12 protein-coding genes are annotated in these 16,880 nt (G+C 61.1%); all 12 read right to left on the bottom strand.

What is annotated here, in order from left to right; genetic code table 11:
* Window positions 1-57: 57 nt before the first annotated feature.
* The 12 genes from L6D74_RS16015 to L6D74_RS15960 all read right to left on the bottom strand — a co-directional run bounded on the left by L6D74_RS16015 (window position 58) and on the right by L6D74_RS15960 (window position 16,301).
* The gene (locus L6D74_RS16015; RefSeq protein WP_039769441.1) at window positions 58-1,509 is read right to left on the bottom strand and encodes a mannose-1-phosphate guanylyltransferase/mannose-6-phosphate isomerase; all 1,452 of its coding nucleotides are present in this window, start codon (window positions 1,507-1,509) and stop codon (window positions 58-60) included.
* 105 nt (window positions 1,510-1,614) lie between these two features.
* A complete protein-coding gene (locus L6D74_RS16010) occupies window positions 1,615-2,271 on the bottom strand; it encodes an alginate O-acetyltransferase AlgF (protein ID WP_085647734.1) in 657 nt (218 codons plus the stop codon).
* 14 nt (window positions 2,272-2,285) lie between these two features.
* Window positions 2,286-3,458, bottom strand: a complete 1,173-nt coding sequence (locus tag L6D74_RS16005) for an alginate O-acetyltransferase (RefSeq protein WP_039769444.1) — start codon at window positions 3,456-3,458, stop codon at window positions 2,286-2,288.
* A gap of 10 nt (window positions 3,459-3,468) precedes the next feature.
* Complete coding sequence (locus L6D74_RS16000) at window positions 3,469-5,034, bottom strand: MBOAT family O-acyltransferase (protein WP_039769445.1); 1,566 nt, start codon at window positions 5,032-5,034, stop codon at window positions 3,469-3,471.
* 87 nt (window positions 5,035-5,121) lie between these two features.
* A complete protein-coding gene (locus tag L6D74_RS15995; RefSeq protein WP_236189755.1) occupies window positions 5,122-6,246 on the bottom strand; it encodes a mannuronate-specific alginate lyase in 1,125 nt (374 codons plus the stop codon).
* A gap of 8 nt (window positions 6,247-6,254) precedes the next feature.
* Complete coding sequence (locus L6D74_RS15990; RefSeq protein WP_085647738.1) at window positions 6,255-7,706, bottom strand: alginate O-acetyltransferase; 1,452 nt, start codon at window positions 7,704-7,706, stop codon at window positions 6,255-6,257.
* 10 nt (window positions 7,707-7,716) lie between these two features.
* On the bottom strand, window positions 7,717-9,288 hold the full coding sequence (gene algG, locus L6D74_RS15985; protein WP_039769710.1) for a mannuronan 5-epimerase AlgG: 1,572 nt from the start codon (window positions 9,286-9,288) through the stop codon (window positions 7,717-7,719).
* Between the two features lie 26 nt (window positions 9,289-9,314).
* Window positions 9,315-10,802: an alginate export family protein gene (locus tag L6D74_RS15980; RefSeq protein ID WP_102717126.1), complete on the bottom strand. Its 1,488-nt coding sequence runs from the start codon at window positions 10,800-10,802 to the stop codon at window positions 9,315-9,317.
* Window positions 10,799-12,205 carry an alginate biosynthesis TPR repeat lipoprotein AlgK gene (algK, locus tag L6D74_RS15975; protein ID WP_052266574.1) on the bottom strand — a complete coding sequence of 469 codons (1,407 nt, stop codon included), beginning with the start codon at window positions 12,203-12,205 and terminating at the stop codon, window positions 10,799-10,801. The genes L6D74_RS15980 and algK overlap by 4 nt, the downstream gene beginning before the upstream one ends.
* 9 nt (window positions 12,206-12,214) lie before the next feature.
* The gene (locus L6D74_RS15970; protein WP_039769455.1) at window positions 12,215-13,384 is read right to left on the bottom strand and encodes an alginate biosynthesis protein Alg44; all 1,170 of its coding nucleotides are present in this window, start codon (window positions 13,382-13,384) and stop codon (window positions 12,215-12,217) included.
* A 35-nt stretch (window positions 13,385-13,419) separates the two neighbouring features.
* The gene (alg8, locus tag L6D74_RS15965) at window positions 13,420-14,901 is read right to left on the bottom strand and encodes a mannuronan synthase (RefSeq protein WP_163974069.1); all 1,482 of its coding nucleotides are present in this window, start codon (window positions 14,899-14,901) and stop codon (window positions 13,420-13,422) included.
* A gap of 83 nt (window positions 14,902-14,984) precedes the next feature.
* Window positions 14,985-16,301: a nucleotide sugar dehydrogenase gene (locus L6D74_RS15960; protein WP_011332560.1), complete on the bottom strand. Its 1,317-nt coding sequence runs from the start codon at window positions 16,299-16,301 to the stop codon at window positions 14,985-14,987.
* Between the last annotated feature and the right edge of the window lie 579 nt (window positions 16,302-16,880).

The raw sequence follows: 16,880 nt of genomic DNA, 5'->3' as shown, positions 1-16,880 counted from the left end.
ACCCGCTGCGGATAGGGGACGCAGCGGGCTGGACGGGGGCTTCTTGTTACGGAACGCTTACTGCGCGATGGTTTTCACCGACACGCCGCGTTCGACCGGGGTGGAGCGACCGTAGATATCTTCGAAGCGCTCGATATCGTCTTCGCCCAGGTATGAGCCCGACTGCACTTCGATGATTTCCAGCGGGATCTTGCCCGGGTTGCGCAGGCGATGCACCGAGGCGATCGGGATGTAGGTCGACTGGTTTTCAGTGAGCAGAAACACGTTCTCGTCGCAGGTCACTTCGGCGGTTCCGCTGACCACGATCCAGTGTTCTGCGCGGTGGTGGTGCATCTGCAGCGACAGGCACGCGCCCGGCTTGACCGAGATGTGCTTGACCTGGAAGCGGCCACCCATGTCCACCGAGTCGTACGAGCCCCACGGACGGTACACCTCGCAGTGGTTCTGGGTTTCGCTGCGGCCCTGGGCGTTGAGGGTGTTGACCATCTGCTTGACGCCCTGGACCTTGTCCTTGTGGGCGATCATCATGGCGTCCTTGGTTTCGACCACCACGATGTTTTCCAGACCGATCACCGACACCAGTTTGCCGTTGCCGTGGATCATGCAGTTCCTGCTGTCCTGGATCACCACGTCGCCCTTGCTGACGTTGCCGTTGGCGTCCTTCTCGTTGACTTCCCACAGCGACGACCAGCAGCCGACATCGCTCCAGCCGGCGGTCAGCGGCACCACGCAGGCGCGCTGGGTCTTTTCCATCACGGAATAGTCGATGGAGTTGTCCGGGCAGCAGGCGAAGGTGGCTTCGTCCAGGGTGACGGTGTCGGCATCCTGCTGGCTGCGCTCGAGGGTCAGCAGGCAGGTGTCATAGATGTCCGGATCATGCTTTTTCAGTTCTTCGAGGAAGCGGCTGGCGCGGAACAGGAACATGCCGCTGTTCCAGTAATAACCGCCGGACTCTACGTACTCGGTGGCGCGTTTGACGTCGGGTTTTTCCACGAAGTGCGAGACGCGGCTGACGCCTTCCGGCAGCAGCGAATCACCGGTGGACTTGATGTAGCCGTAACCGGTTTCCGGTTTGGTGGCCGGCACGCCGAACAGCACCATCTCGCCGTTTTCGGCGGCAACGGTGGCCAGAGCGAGGGCACGTTGCAGGGCTTTCTGGTCTTCCAGAACGTGGTCGGCCGGCAGCACCAGCATCAGTTCGTCGCGACCTTCATTGACCAGCATCATCGCGGTCAGGGCCACGGCCGGCGCGGTGTTGCGACCGAAGGGTTCCATCAGGATGCGCTGGCATTCCAGATTGCGGCTGGCCAACTGCTCGTTGACGATGAAGCGGTGATCCTTGTTGCAGACCACGATCGGGGTGTCCATGCCTTCGAACACCAGACGCTCGAGGGTTTGCTGGAACAGTGTGTGTTCGCCGGTCAGGGCGAGGAACTGCTTGGGAAACTGCTTGCGCGAAAGCGGCCAAAGACGTGAGCCGCTACCACCTGACAAGATCACCGGAATCATATTGTTTACTCCATAAAATCGATTGGTTAGAGGCACGAACGCTGTGTCGTTTCACTCTTGTTGTTGTTCCGTACCGGGCAGCGACGGCTGCCCGGTTTCATGTGCTTAGCGAGTCGACACCGGGCGTTTCACCCAGACTGGCGACAGGTTGCTGCCGTTGCCGGTGACGTACAGCACGGCTGCTTCACCGCGCTCCAGGGCGACTGGTTTGACGTCGCCGACTTTCTTGTCACCTTCGTACAGCGCCAGGCTGACTTTCACCGGGTTGATTTCACGCTCGCCACGGCCCTTGGCGGCCACGTTCGGCACCACGTCGGTCTTGCCGTCGGCGGTCTTCAGGGTCAGCGACTTGTCGCTGAGGTTCTGCACGCGCACCAGGGATTTCTGCTTGTTCTTGAACGGCGGTTCTTCGATCAGTTGCGGCGCGCCGGAAGCGTTGTTGACCAGGGTGTAGTAGTGGTCACCGGCGAGTTTCACCGGCAGGGTCTGGCTGCCGACCTTGGCGCTGTAATCACCGCCCGGCATGAAGCTGAAGTCGCTGCTGGCCAGCGGCGCGACGTCGCTCAGATTGGTGCTGCCGACGGTGGCGCTGACTTCAGCGTTGCTGGCGTTGTAGACGCGCACGAAGGTCGAGCCTTTCGGTGCAGTCGGGCCGTACAGCGCAGCGTCGCCACCGGCGAAGGCCTGGACCGACAGCACGCTCAGACCCGCAACCAGAGCAATGCGTTTAGCGAGACGACGAGGAGTTGTAGTGAAAGTCATGGTGTACCTCTCTTTCAGTTTTGCGCCCGATCGGGCGTCTCGGATTTAGTGTTGATGGCTACGTTTTGTTGGCGAGCACCGGCTTGTTTGAGCTCTGCGACCCACTGTGGGTCGGCGTCGCCGATTTCGTTGTTCACAGGCAGATATCGTTCAGGAAACTCCCAGATCAGCACCTGTGGCGGGCTGTTCTTGAAGTCATCGCTTTTCAGGTAGCTGAGCATCGGCAGGATCGGGCCGTGGCCGTCTTCGGCGTAATTGACCACGTCGCTGTGCAGCGCTTGCTTGAGCGCACCGACAAAGTTCCAGTTCGGGTTGGCGCTGTAGCTGGTGCCGATCAGGGCCACCGGCACTTCGCTGTTGGCGAACAGGGCGTCGTCCCCGGCAGGTTGTTCGACGGCCACGGTGTTGCGCTTTTGCAGCGGTTCCTTGGCCGGCATCAGGTTTTCGAACAGCGGATCCAGCGGCAGGAACAGACGCAGGTCGCCCTTGTGCGTGACCTTCTCCGCCGGGGTGGTGACGAAGCGCTGTGGCTCGCCGCTGAGCGGGAACTTGTCGGCGATGGTTTTGGCCAGGGTGTTGGCGGCGATTTCCGCGCCTTCAGGGGTCCAGTGGGTGTCGGTGCGCAGGAACACTTGTTGACCGTTCTGCTTGGCCGCTTGCAGCGGGCCGAGCAGGTCGGGAGCGAGGATCTTGTCCGCCGCGACACGGGCGTGGAAGTCCTGATAGAGGTTGGCGTGGATGCTTGCCGGTTTCACTTCACCCAGGTGTTCCGGGTACAGGCGAGCCTTGGCCGGCACGATCGCCATCACCAGTTTCACGCCTTTCTCTTTCAGGGTCTGGCGCACGCCTTCGACCAGCGCGTAGTTGCCTTGCAGGTTCAGCTCTTCGTTGACGATCGGGTTGAATTCCTCATCGCTGTACAACCACTGATCGCGACCGAGCACCACGCCCGGACGACCTTCGTTGAACAGTTTGAAATCCAGCGCGGCCCAAAGATTGGTGCCCAGGCGCTTGATCGGGAACTCATCGTCGTAGTGGGTTTCCACGGCTTTGGTCCAGCGGCCGTTGAGCACCGTCGCATCGGCGTTGGTGCTGAAGCCGAAGAAGCTGCGCACCGACCACAGACCAAGCACCAGCAGGGTCACCAGAAACAGCGCGATGTAGAAGATGCGTAATGAGCGGGTCATGTCAGATCCCTCAGAACTGGAAGTAAAGGAACGGCGAGAAGCTTTGCGCCGAGAGTTTGAGAATCGAGGCGATGAACAGCAGCAGGATCAGCCCGCGCATCACGTAGCGCGACCAGTCCGCGGTCCAGTAGGCCGGTTGCACCTGGGCTTCGACGCCGACGGTGTAGCCAGGCTCATGGATGCTCGCCGGGTTTTCGCCCGGGGCTGCCTTGATCATTCCCGGAGTCGCCGTGGCCGGGCCGTTGGCCTCGACGTTGACCTCAGGTTTGGTCTTGGCTGGCGGCTGGTTGGTGTACAGATCGCGCAGGCCGAAGAACGCCAGGGTCACGTAAGCCACCACCAGGGTCGCCACTTGCAGGCCGGTGAGGCTGGCCTGGTTGAGTTCCGACAGCGACCAGTCGCCGAAGCTGAACATCGCGCCGTACATGCGGCCGGCAACGTGCAGGTTCTCGGCGCGGAAGATCACCCAGCCCATGACCACCAGCAGGAACGTCAGCGCCCAGCGGATCGGGTTGAGGCTGCGCGGCGCGGTGTTGAGGCCGAGCATTTTTTCGATCGCCAGCCACATGCCGTGCCACGCACCCCAGACGATGTAGGTGATGTTCGCGCCGTGCCACAGACCACCGAGCAGCATGGTCAGGAACAGGTTGCGATAGGTCATCAGCGTGCCTTTGCGGTTGCCGCCGAGGGTGATGTAGAGGTAGTCACGCAGCCAGGTCGACAGGCTGATGTGCCAGCGGCGCCAGAACTCGGTGATCGACTGGCTGATGTACGGCTGCTTGAAGTTTTCCATGAAGCGGAAACCCATCATCAAGCCCAGGCCGATGGCCATGTCGCTGTAGCCGGAGAAGTCGAAATACAGTTGCGCGGTGTAGGCCAGCGCGCCGAGCCAGGCATCGCCCGTGGTCGGGTTTTGCAGGGCGAAGCAATGGTCGGCCACCACGGCGAGGGTGTCGGCAATGAACACCTTCTTGATGAAACCCTGCATGAACCGCGTGCAGCCCTCGGAGAACTTGTCGAGGGTGTGGGTGCGGTTGTTGAACTGGTCGGCCAGGTCACGGAAACGCAGCACGGGACCGGCAATCAGGTGCGGGAAGATCGCCACGAACGCCGCGAAGTCGATCAGGTTGCGGGTGGCCGGGGTGTCGCCGCGGTAGACGTCGATGATGTAGCTGATCGACTCGAAGATGTAGAACGAGATACCGATCGGCAGCAGCACGTGGGTCAGGATGAACGGCTCAAGGCCCATCGAGGTCATGATCGCGTTGATGCTCTCGACCCCGAAGTTGGCGTACTTGAAGTAGCCAAGGATGCACAGGTCCACCGCCACGCCGAGCAGCAGCCAGCGCTGGGCCGGTTTGGTGCGCACGCCGGCGGCGCCGACTTTCAGGCCGATCCAGTAGTTCCACAGGGTGACGCCGGCGAACAGCGCCAGGAAGTCCACCCGCCACCACGCGTAGAACACGTAGCTGGCGATCAGCAGCAGCAGGTTGCGATAGCGTTGCCCGCTCAGGTAGTACAAGCCGAGAAAGATCGGCAAGAACAGAAACAGGAACACGTTGGATGAAAATACCATCCCGATCTCTCCATGTTTGAACCAACAGTCAAGGGCCAAAGCCCCCCCAAACCCCCCGTGGTGTTGGAGGGGTGAAACGATCAGCGATTAACTGCCCTTGTTGCCCTTTTCGTGGGACGGGTCGTAGACCTTGGTCAGGTCGCCGCCGAGGCGGAAGGTCTTGAACGGCTGCATGCCGTGTTTTTTCTCGATCACATCCGGCGGGCAGGTGTAGAGGGTGCAGAACGGTTCGAGCCAGGCGAATTTCATGTCCTCTTTCAAATCGGTCATGTCCTGCTCTTTGCCGTTCTTCTTCTCGAACTGATCCGGGTCTTTCACTCCGGCCAGCACCCGGTCACCCAGGCGTTTCAGCGCGCCGTTGTTTTCCTGTCGCAGATCCACACCGTTGACCTGGGCGAAACTGGCGATCATCGCCAGTGGCGGCAGGGCGTAGTTGTGATAGGCGAGGGCGCGTTGCTGGCGCTTGAGTTCGTTCGGCAGGAAACCATCGGCATCGACTTGATTGACGCCGATCTTGTATTCCTTGACTGCCCAATCGAACAGGTCGCGGCGGTTGGTCGCGACCGATGTCGCCATCACCGACCACGCGGCCCAGTACGAGTGGTTATTGGTTTTTTCCAGCGGCAGGTTGTCCCAATCGCTGACCACCTGATCAGCCATTTTGCTGAACCAGGCTTCGATCACCTGGGCTTCCTGCTGGTGCTGGGCCAGGGGATGGGAGTCGGAGAACTTCAGGCGAATGTACGAAGACGCCATGCTGCCCAGCGCCCATTTGCGCATCGACTTGCCGGTGTGGTTGAAGTCCTTGGACATCAACGCATCGGCCTTGGCCCACGCGGTGAGCCAGTTGAGTGTGCAATCGAGTTGTTCCGGACGACCGTCGCGCATGAATTGCATCACCCGTTTGGCAGTGCCGCGTTCCAGGGTGGTGATGTCTTTGGTGGTGTCGCGGAAGGCCTTTTCCGACTGCACGTTCAGCGTCGCGCGAGCCTTGTCCGAGCCTTCGTACTTGCTGCGAAATTGCAGCGGGCCGGTGTAGGGCGTCGGCATCGCATCGCAGCCTTCGCTCTTGTCGCCGGTCTTGAATTTATCCACAGGCGCAAAATAGCCCTGTGGCGGACGCAGTGGTGCGGCGGCCTGCGCGGTGCAGGCGAAGATCGCCAGCCCGAGCAGCGTCGGCGCCAAAAGAGTTTTCAGTTTCGGATTTCGCATAGCAGACCTCATTGCCCGACCTGAGCGGTTTGTTGCCCAGCGCCCGGGAATACGTTGCGTTTGCAGATTTTCGCTTCGACTTTCTGTGGCGCGGTGCCCGCTTCCGGGCCCTGGACTTCGACCGCCAGCAGGTTTTGCGAGGCCCAGTCTTCGTCCGTGCGCAACTCAAAGGCGAAACGACCGTCGGTATCGGAGGTTTCCGGTTTCTCGATCTTGATGTCCTCGTGGCGACCGTTCATGTACCAGAGGGTGGCTTGCAGGGTTTTCACCGAGGTGTCGGCGAAGCGGATGTCGACCTGGTGGCTGCTGTTCTGCAGGTTCAGGTTCTTGCTGTTGACCAGCAGTTCTTGTTTGCCGCCCGGCTTGAGCGTGGTGCTGGCGGACATTTGCGCCTCTTTGCCTTCGCAGCCGTTGTCGAGCAGCGCCATCATCTGGCGATAGATGGTTTCCTGGTCGAGGCGGTACAGCGGCGAGAATTCCCATATGAGGATTTTCGGCGGCGTCTTCTGGAATTCGTCGCTGCCCAGGTACTGCAGCATCGAACCTTCCAGACCGCCGCCGGGGAAGGCGACGTTGAGAATGTCGGCGCCGATGGCTTCTTCAAGGAAACCGGCGAAGTTGTAGTTCTTGCCGCTGTGCGAAGTACCCACGAGGGTGATCTGCGGATTGCCGGAATCACCGAACAGGTCGCCGTCACCCGCTTCGCCTTTCGGCTCGGTGGTGAACTGGTCCATGTACTGGATCGCGTAACTGGTGCCGCACAGTTGCCCGGCCATGTTGTGCAGGGTGCCGGTCTTGCCCATGCGCCCGGAGCGTTTGGTTTCGAATTCACGCTTGGGAATGTCGGCGAAGGCCGGAATCTGCTTGACCTTCTCGGCGACGATTTTTGCCGTGCGCTGGGCGCCGTACGGGGTCCAGTGCTGGTCGCCGCGGAAGTAGAAATCGTGGGCGGGCAGGGTCTCCGGCAGCGATTCGTTGGTCAGCGGCGACAGGTCCGGTACCACGTAACCCATCTTGGCGAAACGGCCGAGCATGGTCTTGTAGTTGCCCAGCGCTTTCTCGTAATCGAACGCGGCTTTTTCCGCCGGGTTGAGCTTGTTGCGGTTCACCAGACCACGGGTCGGCTGGTAGACGATCACCAGTTCGACGCCTTTGGCCTTGAACGCATCGTGCAGTTGTTGCAGGCGCTTGTAGCCGGCCGGGGTGGTGTTGAACTCGGTGCGCAAATCTTCCTGGGTCCGGAACAACCAGTCGCCCTGCGCTTGCACCAGAGTGGTGAAGTTCTGCTGATAGCGGGTGGTGTAGTTCTTCGCGTCGTGGGCGGCCGGGCACAGACTGCAGCAAGGTTCGGCCGTGAATTTCGGCGGCTGGACTTCATCGGCGCGGGCGCCGTTGCTGGCCGCCAGGATGCCCACGGTCAGGGCCGACAGGCTGAGTAATTTGATCAGGTGTGGGTGCATAAAATTATCCTCAGTCCTGCAATTCGGTCTGGCGTTCGACAGGGTCGATCAGCACGGCTTTCTGCTGGCGCACCAGCAGGTCGAGAATTTCATCCTGGCGCTCGCCGAGGATGCCGTTGAAGCTGATGCCGCTGGATTTGGTCGGCGCCAGCATCGACACGCGATACAGCTCGACACTCAACGGCGAATCGATCGACAGCGGGCCGCTGCCGTTAGCCGCCAGTTCACCGCCGACCACGATCAGCGAGACCTGGGCGTCGAACGGGTCGAGCTTGATGTCACGGTCGGTGTCGGTCAGGTCCTTGATGTGTCCGTAGACGCCGGTCAGGCCGTTGGCCATGGCGACGTTTTCGTAGAGGCGGATGTTCACGCTGTTACGAATGCGGATGCCGTGGCGCTTGTTGCTGATGACCTTGTTGCCCCACAGCAGGTTGTCGGCGGACTCGTAGAGGGTGATGCCGTCGGTGTGGTTCTTGTAGATCTCGTTGTAGGCGATCAGGTTGTTCACGCTGTTACGGTCGATCACTAGCCCCGAGAGGTGGTTGTCGTAGCTTTTGTTGTTGAAGATGAAGCTGTCGTTCACTTCACGGGAAATGATGATCCCGTGCTTCTTCTTCGTGCCGTACACCGTGTTCTCGGCAATGATCAGACCGTGGGAACGGTCGTGCGGGTCGATGCCGTAGACGATGTTGTCCTTGTAAGTGTTGCCCTTGACCACGAAGTCGCGGGTCTCGTAGCAGTAGAAGCCGTACCACATGTCCGAGAACTCGGAGCCGACGATCCAGCCGGTCGGCTCGGGACGCTTGAGCACCTTGGCCATGTTCGGCGTGTACTGGGAAATACTCACGCCGTAGGACTTACTGTTGGCGTAGCCGAAGCTGGCCATCTTGCTGTTGACGATGTAGGTCTCGGTGCCGCCCCAGGCCAGCAGGAACGGGCGAAATTCCTTCGGCGAACGGAAGGTCGCCGGGCCGTTTTCCTTCTCGCGCCAGCCGGTGACCCTGGTGTCACGCACGAACAGCTGGCCGTCGTTGACCAGGAACGAACCGGCCTCCTGGGACAGGCGCAATTCCTGGGTCTGGCCGTCGATCTCGAGGATGCCTTTGCGGCCGACCACGATCGGCAACTTGGCCAGGTAGACGCCCGGCGAGGTTTCGCTGAAGTACTGCTTGGGCAGTTTCTGCGCCAGCTCTTTCAGGTTCATGTAGCCGTCGTCGACGAAGATCGCCTGCGGGATGCCGTGCTGACGCACCACCCATTCGGCCATCTTGTTGTCGCCGCCGATGAAGTCCTTCAGGGCGTCTTCCTGCATCATCCGGCGCACGCTGATCTTGCCCGGTTTGCTGCGCACGATTTTCGCGGCGGCGGCTTCGGCGGTGTAGCCGGAGAGGTCGGGCAATTTCGGCTTGGCCAGTTCCAGCGCTTCGGTCGGCGCGCTGCTGACGGTGTAGGTCTTGGCCTGTTGCAGCTCCTTGGCGGTGGTCGCGGGTTTGGCCGGTTCCACACTGGCGAAGGCGCCGGCCGAGGCCAGCAGCATCGCGCCGGCCAGCAGGCTGAGTGAGCCTTTGCGGGCACTGTTCATGTCGGGCACTCCCTTGGCGGTCAGCATCAGAAGCGCCAGATCACGTCGATGAATGCGCGGTGCATGTACGAATCGACCTGGCTGCCATAGGCATCACCCGGCTTGAACACGCCGCCACGGAAACGCACCAGCGCCGACGGTTCGTCGATCGACTGGCTCAACGCCGCCGGCAGCAAGCCTTGCTTGAAGTACTTGGTGACCACCAGATCCATTTCCTGGCCCAGATCCTTGTTGCCGTCCTGCAGTGGCAGGGAAGTGCTGGAAAGGATCGCGCCGGTGACGTCGTCGGTGTTGTTCTCCACGGCGTTGATGCCGTTGCTGCCCACCGGCTTGTTGCCGTCCACACGCCAGAACTTGTGGTAGATCAGGCTGGCGTCGTACTGGTCGTTGAGCATCCACGAACCGAACAGGGTGGCGGTCTGCATGTTGTTCATTTCGCCACGGAAGGCTTCGCCGAAACGGTGAACCCGCGAGCGAGTACCGGTGTAGTTCGAGCGGTTGCTTTCCAGGCCGTTCTGTTCGTAATCGGCGCTCGCACGGGCATACGCCGCACCGACCTGCCATTGCGGATCAAGGCGCAGACGCACACCGATGTCGGTCGCCCAGCCGTCGACGTTGTCGCTGCGCTTGGCCTGGGCCGGGCGGGTGCCGTCGGCGTTGAGGGCGTTGACCGTGTCGCGGTCGCCGCTCATGCCGGTGATGCTGCCCCAGTAGTTGACGGTGTTGGTGTTGCGCCAGTTGTAGGCGTCGCTGTCTGCGGTCAGGCCGAGCCAGCTGATATCGCCGTTTTCTTTCTTGTCCAGCGAATCGCCGGCCACGCCTGGCTCCGGATAGTCGAGCTTGCCGTCGTCGTGGGTGTGGTGACCGCGAATCCCGACCCAGTTGCCCGGTGTCCACTGGTAAGCGGCATCGGCGTAGGCGTGCAGGCGATCCTTGTCTTTGGGTGCCAGCTCTTTCAAGTCGGTGCGGTATTCGCTGAAGCGTTCGGCGACACCGGCGTTGGCGCGCAGCAGGGTGGTGTCGAAGGTCCAGTTCAGGGCTTCGATGTTGGTGTCGCGCCACTGGCCGTCGTCATTGCGCAGGCGCTGGCGACCGAACTTGAGGATCTCGCCGGGGTAGGGCGTCAGGCCGCTGTAGCCGACCCAGAATTCGCGCATCGCCAGGTAGTTTTTCTTGGTCTTGCGATCGCCGTTGTCGGTGGTCTGGGTGCCCTCGCTGTCGGACTGCTGCAGGGTGTCGGTCTCGATGATGTCGGTCGAGGTCACGGCCTGGCCCATGGCGTAGGCGCTCCACGCGCCGCTTTCGCCGTAGACCCACGGACGCAGATCGAGGCCGAGGCCGTTGACGTCGCCGCCGCTGGCGGTGCCGAGGTCGCGGTCGTCTTCGGACTGGCCGGTGATTTTCACTTCGAGGCCGAAGTTCTTCGATTCAGTCATCGCGGCCAGGGTCGGGCAAGACCAGATCAACGCGAACGTGAGGCCAATGCCGGCCTTCACAAAGGGATTCAATTTCATGGTTTTTCCTCGCCGTCTTCTTCTTGCAGGGCGTGCAGTTGCAGCGTGTTCTGGCTCAGGGCGCCACGGGTTGCCTGTTCCTGTTGCAGCAGGCGCTGGGCTTCGGCCAGGCGCTCGGGCGGCAGTTGGGCGGCGAGGGTGGTCGCCAGCTCATCGGCTTGCGGAGTGTTTTGGGCCTTGGCCAACTGGCTGAACACATAAGCATTGAGCGGGTCGGGCTTGGTGCCCTTGCCTTGGGAAAACAGTTGGGCGATGGCGAAGTCGGCGCTGTTCTGGCCGTTGCGCGCAGCGGTCAGCAGATGGTCGAGGGCCTTCTGCGGATAGACCTTGCCCAGGTAGCCACGGCGGTAGATCTGGCCGAGGTAGTAATCGGCAGCGACTTCGCGGCCGACGGCTTTCTGGAAATGTTCCTCGGCGACTTTGGCGTCGGCCGGGACCAGTTTGCCTTCGTAGTAGAGCTTGCCCAGCAACAGCTCGGCGCGCGGCTGGTCGGCGGCGCGGCCGTTGTCCAGGTACTTCATCATCTGGTCGACGTCGCCCAGTTCCGGGAAGTCGTAGAGCAGTTGCGCGAGGGTGACCCACGACGCTGGGTAACCCGGCGCGATCGGCTCGAGCAGCGACTGCGCGGTTTTTTCGTCGGTCTTGCCCAGGGTCGAATCGGCCAGCACACGGGCCACGGAGTCCACCCGCTGAGCACTGACGGTGCCGCGGCTGTAACCGGCCTGCAGTTGTTTGATCAGCTCGGCCTGTTGCTCCGGCGCGCCACGTTTCTGATAGACCGTGGCCAGCTCGACGTAGCAGATGTCGGTGGTGTTGAGCGCGGCCTTGCAGATTTTTTCCACGTCATCCAGATGCTGGTCGTACGTGCCTTGGGTGCGATACAGCAGCACTTGTGCGAGACCGGCTTCCGGGTAACCGGATTTGCGCCATTGGTCGATCTGCTGCTGGGCGTTGATGTTCGGGAAACTGTGCGGGTATTGCAGGTACAGCATCGCGAGCGGGATCAGCGTGTTGCCTTCGCCACTGGCGGCGGCCTTTTTCAGCAGGCTTTCGGCTTCCTGATGCTCGGCTTCGGTGGAGCCGGGCTTGGCCACCAGCAAACGACCGAGTCGGGCCTGGGCACGCGGCGAAACACTGGCGGCGGCGCGGTAGGTGGCTTCGGCCTGTTTCATTTGTTCCGGATCGCGGCTGTCGACCTGGATGTCGGCAAGGCCCACCTGGGCTTCGCTGTACCCCAGATCGGCCAGCGCACGGTAGTTCTGCGCGGCGGTCGCGGTGTCACCGCGCTTGAGCGCTTCGTTGGCCAGGCGCTGGTCGGGCAGGCCGGCGCAACCGGCCAGGGCGATTGCCATGGCCAGCGTCAGCGGGACCGGCAGGATTCTGATAGGGCTCGTCACGGGCATGTCCTCGACTTAAAGACCGGCAGCCATGGCTTTATCGATCAGCCAGTTCAGGTTCGGACCACGGTCGCTGTTGACTTCCACCGGGCGGCCGGCGAAGCGGCTGTCCAGCGGCTCGTCAGGCTGGATCTGCACGCGGATGTCGGAGGACAGGTCGGCACTTTTCAGGCTGGTGCTGCTGACGATCTTGCCGGTGCGGGTCTTGTCTTCGCCGGCGATCTGGAAGCTCACCGGGGTGCCCGGACGCACGTCGCCGAACTGGCGATAGGAGAAGCGCGCATCGACGGTGGCCTGGGTGTTGCGCGGCACCAGCTGGAAGATCACGTCGCCCTTGCTCGCGTACTGACCGTCGGCCACCAGTTGCTGGGCCACGGTGCAATCGCACGGCGAGGTCAGGGTGCCGGTCATCTGTTTGCCGAACAGTTCTTCAACCTTGGCCGGGGACAGTTGATCTTCTTCCAGATGACCTTTGAGTACGTCGAGCATGCTGGTGCTGAACGTCGCCAGCGGTGCGCCCTTGGCGGCGACGCCGTCGGACTTCACCAGGCTCTGCACGGTGCCGTCGCGCGGCATGGTGATGTTCATCCCCGGCACGCTGACCAGACCGGCCTGCGCATGGCTGACGAAGTACATGCTGTACACCGATTTGAAAATGAAACCCGCCGCCACCAGCCCGACCGCGAAGATACCGGCGCTGAACGTCACCGCTTTCAGACGCCCGAACGGGGTCATGCCGGAGTCGCCGTCCTTGACCTTGCGGGCCTTGGTGAAGTTGTCGCGCTGCAGGGTTGCCAGCACTTCGCCGATGCTGACGATGTCGCCGGCCAGGTGCGAAGTGATCAGGTGGCGCAGGGTGGAAATGTCCTGCGGCTCGAGGTTCTGGAACTGGCAGCCAGCACGACCCGTCTGGCGGTCGTAGGAGCGCACTTGCAGTTCAACGTCCATGGCCAGGCCGAGGTTGTCGATGACGAACTGCAGACGCGCCTTGTACACCTCGCCGACGGTCAGCGGCAGTTGTCCGGCGTTGAACGCCAGACCACCGGCGGACAGGTCGAGGACCCGCGCTTCAACCGGAGTCCGGTCGGGGCCGAAGAAACGCAGCTTGGCCGGGATTTTCACACGGGCGTGCTGACGCTGGGCTTCGGATTCATGCACTACGTTGGCGTTGACGGCGGTATTCATGGGGGCGATTTCCTTGTTAATTCAATAGGGGCAGGTCAGACCATCATCAGCAGCACGGCGACGAAAATGCTGCCGGCGGAGAAGGTCATGGTCCGAGACGACCAGGTGTTGAACCAACGTTGAAAGCTGGCGAGATCACGGGTCAGGGAAGTGGGTTGGCGAGTCCAGGATTGTTGGTCGAGGCGGAAGAACACGTAGATCTTCACCAGCGCACCGACGATCTGGTTGTAATAGAGAATTGCCGGGTAAGCCGGGCCGATCCGGTGGCCGGAGCAGGACAGCAGCAGCGTCAGAATCAGACGGGTGATGCCGATCCACAGCAGGTAAACCAGGATGAACGCGGTGCCGTACTTGAAGCTGGCGATGATTGCCACGGTCAGGCCGAGCAAGGATGTCCACATCGATACGCGCTGGTCGAACAGCACCACCGAGGTGAAGGCGCCGAGGCGTTTTACACCCAGGCCCAGCGCTCGGGAGTTCTGGCGCAGGTTGTTGCCGTACCAACGGAACATCAGTTTGCGGCTGGCCTTGATGAAGCTCTTTTCCGGCGGGTGTTCAACGGTGTTGATCGCCGCATCCGGCACGTAGAAGGTGTCGTAGCCCAGACGCATCAGGCTGAACCAGCTCGACTTGTCGTCGCCGGTCAGGAATTTGAAACGGCCCAGGCGCCAGTGTTGCAGCGAGTCGCTTTCAACGTCGGCGATGAATTCCGGGTTGGTGACCACGGTGGCGCGAAACACCGACATGCGCCCGGTCATGGTCAGCACGCGTTTGGACAGGGCCATCGAGCACATGTTGATGTGGCGCTGGGCGAAACGCAGCTTGTGCCATTCGCTCATGATGTACCCGCCGCGCACTTCGCAGAACTCGTTGGTGGTCAGGCCGCCGACGTTGCCGAACATCTGGAACCACGGCACGGTTTTGCGCACGACGCCTTCGCCGAGCACGGTGTCGCCATCGATCACGGCTACCACGGCACGGTCGTCCGGCAGGTGACGGGAGATCGCGCGGAAACCATAGGCCAGGCCATCGCGTTTGCCGGTGCCGGGAATGCGTACGAAGTCGAGTTTCACGCGGTCTGGCGGATTCATCCGCGCCCACAGTGCCTTGACCAGCAGCTCATCGGACATTTCGACGATGGAGCAGACCACGGTGGTCGGCAGTTCGCAGTCGATGGCTTCGCGGATCACCGAGCTGTAAACCTGCGCGGTGGTCAACGCGTCGATGCGGAAACTGGTGACCATCAGAAACACATGGGACGGGTCCGCCGCCTTACCCAGCTTGCGAACCTTGCGGCGCAGGTGCGGGTAGACGATGTAGAGAAAAATCATGCCGCGCACAAAGTGCGTGGCACCCATCGAGTAGCGCCAGATACCTACGGCGCCAATCAGGAAAATGAAGTCCTTCGACTCGGAGTCGAATGTGGACGTGGGCAGCATCAGGGCCAGGCCCATCAGCAGGCTCAGAAACAAAAGCCAGCCGGCGGATTGCAGAAAAAAATGTTTGAGCTTGGACATGACCGTCATCCGAAGGTGATGGGGGCTTCAAGCCGCTCGCCGATTCACGGCGTGCGGCCTGAAGCTCGAGGCTTGCTGCTGCGTTACCAGCAGATCCCTTCGGTGCGGCTACCGGCGCTGGTGGCCTTGGACATGAAGCCCACCAGGTCGATCACCTGCTTGCCCTGCGGCGCTTCTTCGGCGAGGGCGCGGAACTTCTCGTCGCGGTTGCCGAGGATGATCACGTCGGAGTTGTCGATCACCGAATCGAAGTCCGAATTGAGCAGGGACGATACGTGCGGGATCTTCGACTCGATGTAGTCCTTGTTCGCGCCGTGGACACGGGCGTACTGGACGTTGCTGTCGTAGATGCTCAGGTCGTAGCCTTTGCCGATCAGCATCTCGGCCAGTTCCACCAGCGGACTTTCGCGCAGGTCGTCGGTGCCGGCCTTGAAGCTCAGGCCGAGCAGGGCGACTTTGCGTTTGTCGTGGCTTTCAACGATGTCAAAGGCGTTCTGCACTTGCGATTCGTTGCTGCGCATCAGCGAGTTGAGCAGCGGCGCTTCGACGTCCAGGGAGCCGGCGCGGTAGGTCAGGGCGCGCACGTCTTTCGGCAGGCACGAGCCGCCGAAGGCGAAGCCCGGGCGCATGTAGTACTGCGACAGGTTGAGGGTCTTGTCCTGGCAGACCACGTCCATCACTTCGCGACCATCGACGCCCACCGCTTTGGCGATGTTGCCGATCTCGTTGGCGAAGGTCACTTTGGTGGCGTGCCAGACGTTGCAGGTGTACTTGATCATCTCGGCGACGGCGATGTCCTTGCGGATGATCGGTGCGTCGAGTTCTTCGTACAGCGATTGCAGAACGTCACCCGAAGCCTTGTCGAACTCGCCGATGACGGTCATCGGTGGCAGGTCGTAGTCGGCGATTGCGGTGGATTCACGCAGGAACTCAGGGTTGACCGCCACGCCGAAATCGACGCCGGCCTTCTTGCCGGAGCAGTCTTCGAGAATCGGGATGACAACGTTTGCCACGGTGCCCGGCAATACGGTGCTGCGCACCACGATGGTGTGGCGGGTGGACTTTTCACGCAGGACAAAACCGATCTCGCGGCATACCGCTTCGATGTAGTTCAGTTCCAGGTCGCCGTTCTTTTTGCTCGGCGTACCGACGCAGATCATCGACAGGTCGGTGTCGCGAATCGCTTCGGCGAAGTTGGTCGTGCCGCGCAGACGACCGGTCTGGATACCTTGTGCCAGCAACTCGCCCAGGCCCGGTTCGACAATGGGAGATTTGCCAGCGTTGATCATGTCGATCTTGTCTTTGGCAACATCGACGCCCACTACGTCGTGGCCCCGAGCAGACAGGCAACCGGCACATACTGCGCCAACGTAACCCAAACCAAATATGCTGATGCGCATCGCAATTACCTCTGTATATATCAGGCCTTAGAGGGCCGGAGTTAATGGTGTTCAGCGTTCATTAGTGCACTCGAAAGTGCGGCATACAGGCGCCACAATGCCGTGTGCAGGCATACTAAGTTTCGAGTGTCTAAATAAGTGCACTCAAGATGTGCGCAACCAGGCCTTGTTGTTATGACGTGCCCTGTTATGCAGCCGATCTTCTTTGGAGAAGACTCTTGTGCAATCGTCTTGCGCGCTCGATGTCAGGATGAAAGTCCAGTAAATCAAGCGGTTGGGTGCTCAGGTGAGCACGTTTATAAGGGCGCGGCCATGGCCTTTGTAGGGGATATTAATGGTGCGTATCTCCTGTCCATCGTCTGCTTTGAGACTAGTTAGTCATCTAGGCAAGTTGCTGTGACAACTTGGTTACATGGCTATCTGCTCCGCGTAAGTTATCTCGTACAAACTCGGCGAGAATCGTTACCGGTGGTATGAGCTATGCATTCGGACGAAGTTCCTGTCCGCTCATCGCGAAATCTGAAATTTCTTGAAATATTGTCAGAGATGGCACCAGTATCAATTTGATAGCAGTTTCGT

The sequence above is a fragment of the Pseudomonas pharyngis genome, from assembly GCF_021602345.1.
Lineage (GTDB): Bacteria > Pseudomonadota > Gammaproteobacteria > Pseudomonadales > Pseudomonadaceae > Aquipseudomonas > Aquipseudomonas pharyngis.
This window is presented reverse-complemented; position numbering and strand designations above follow the sequence as displayed.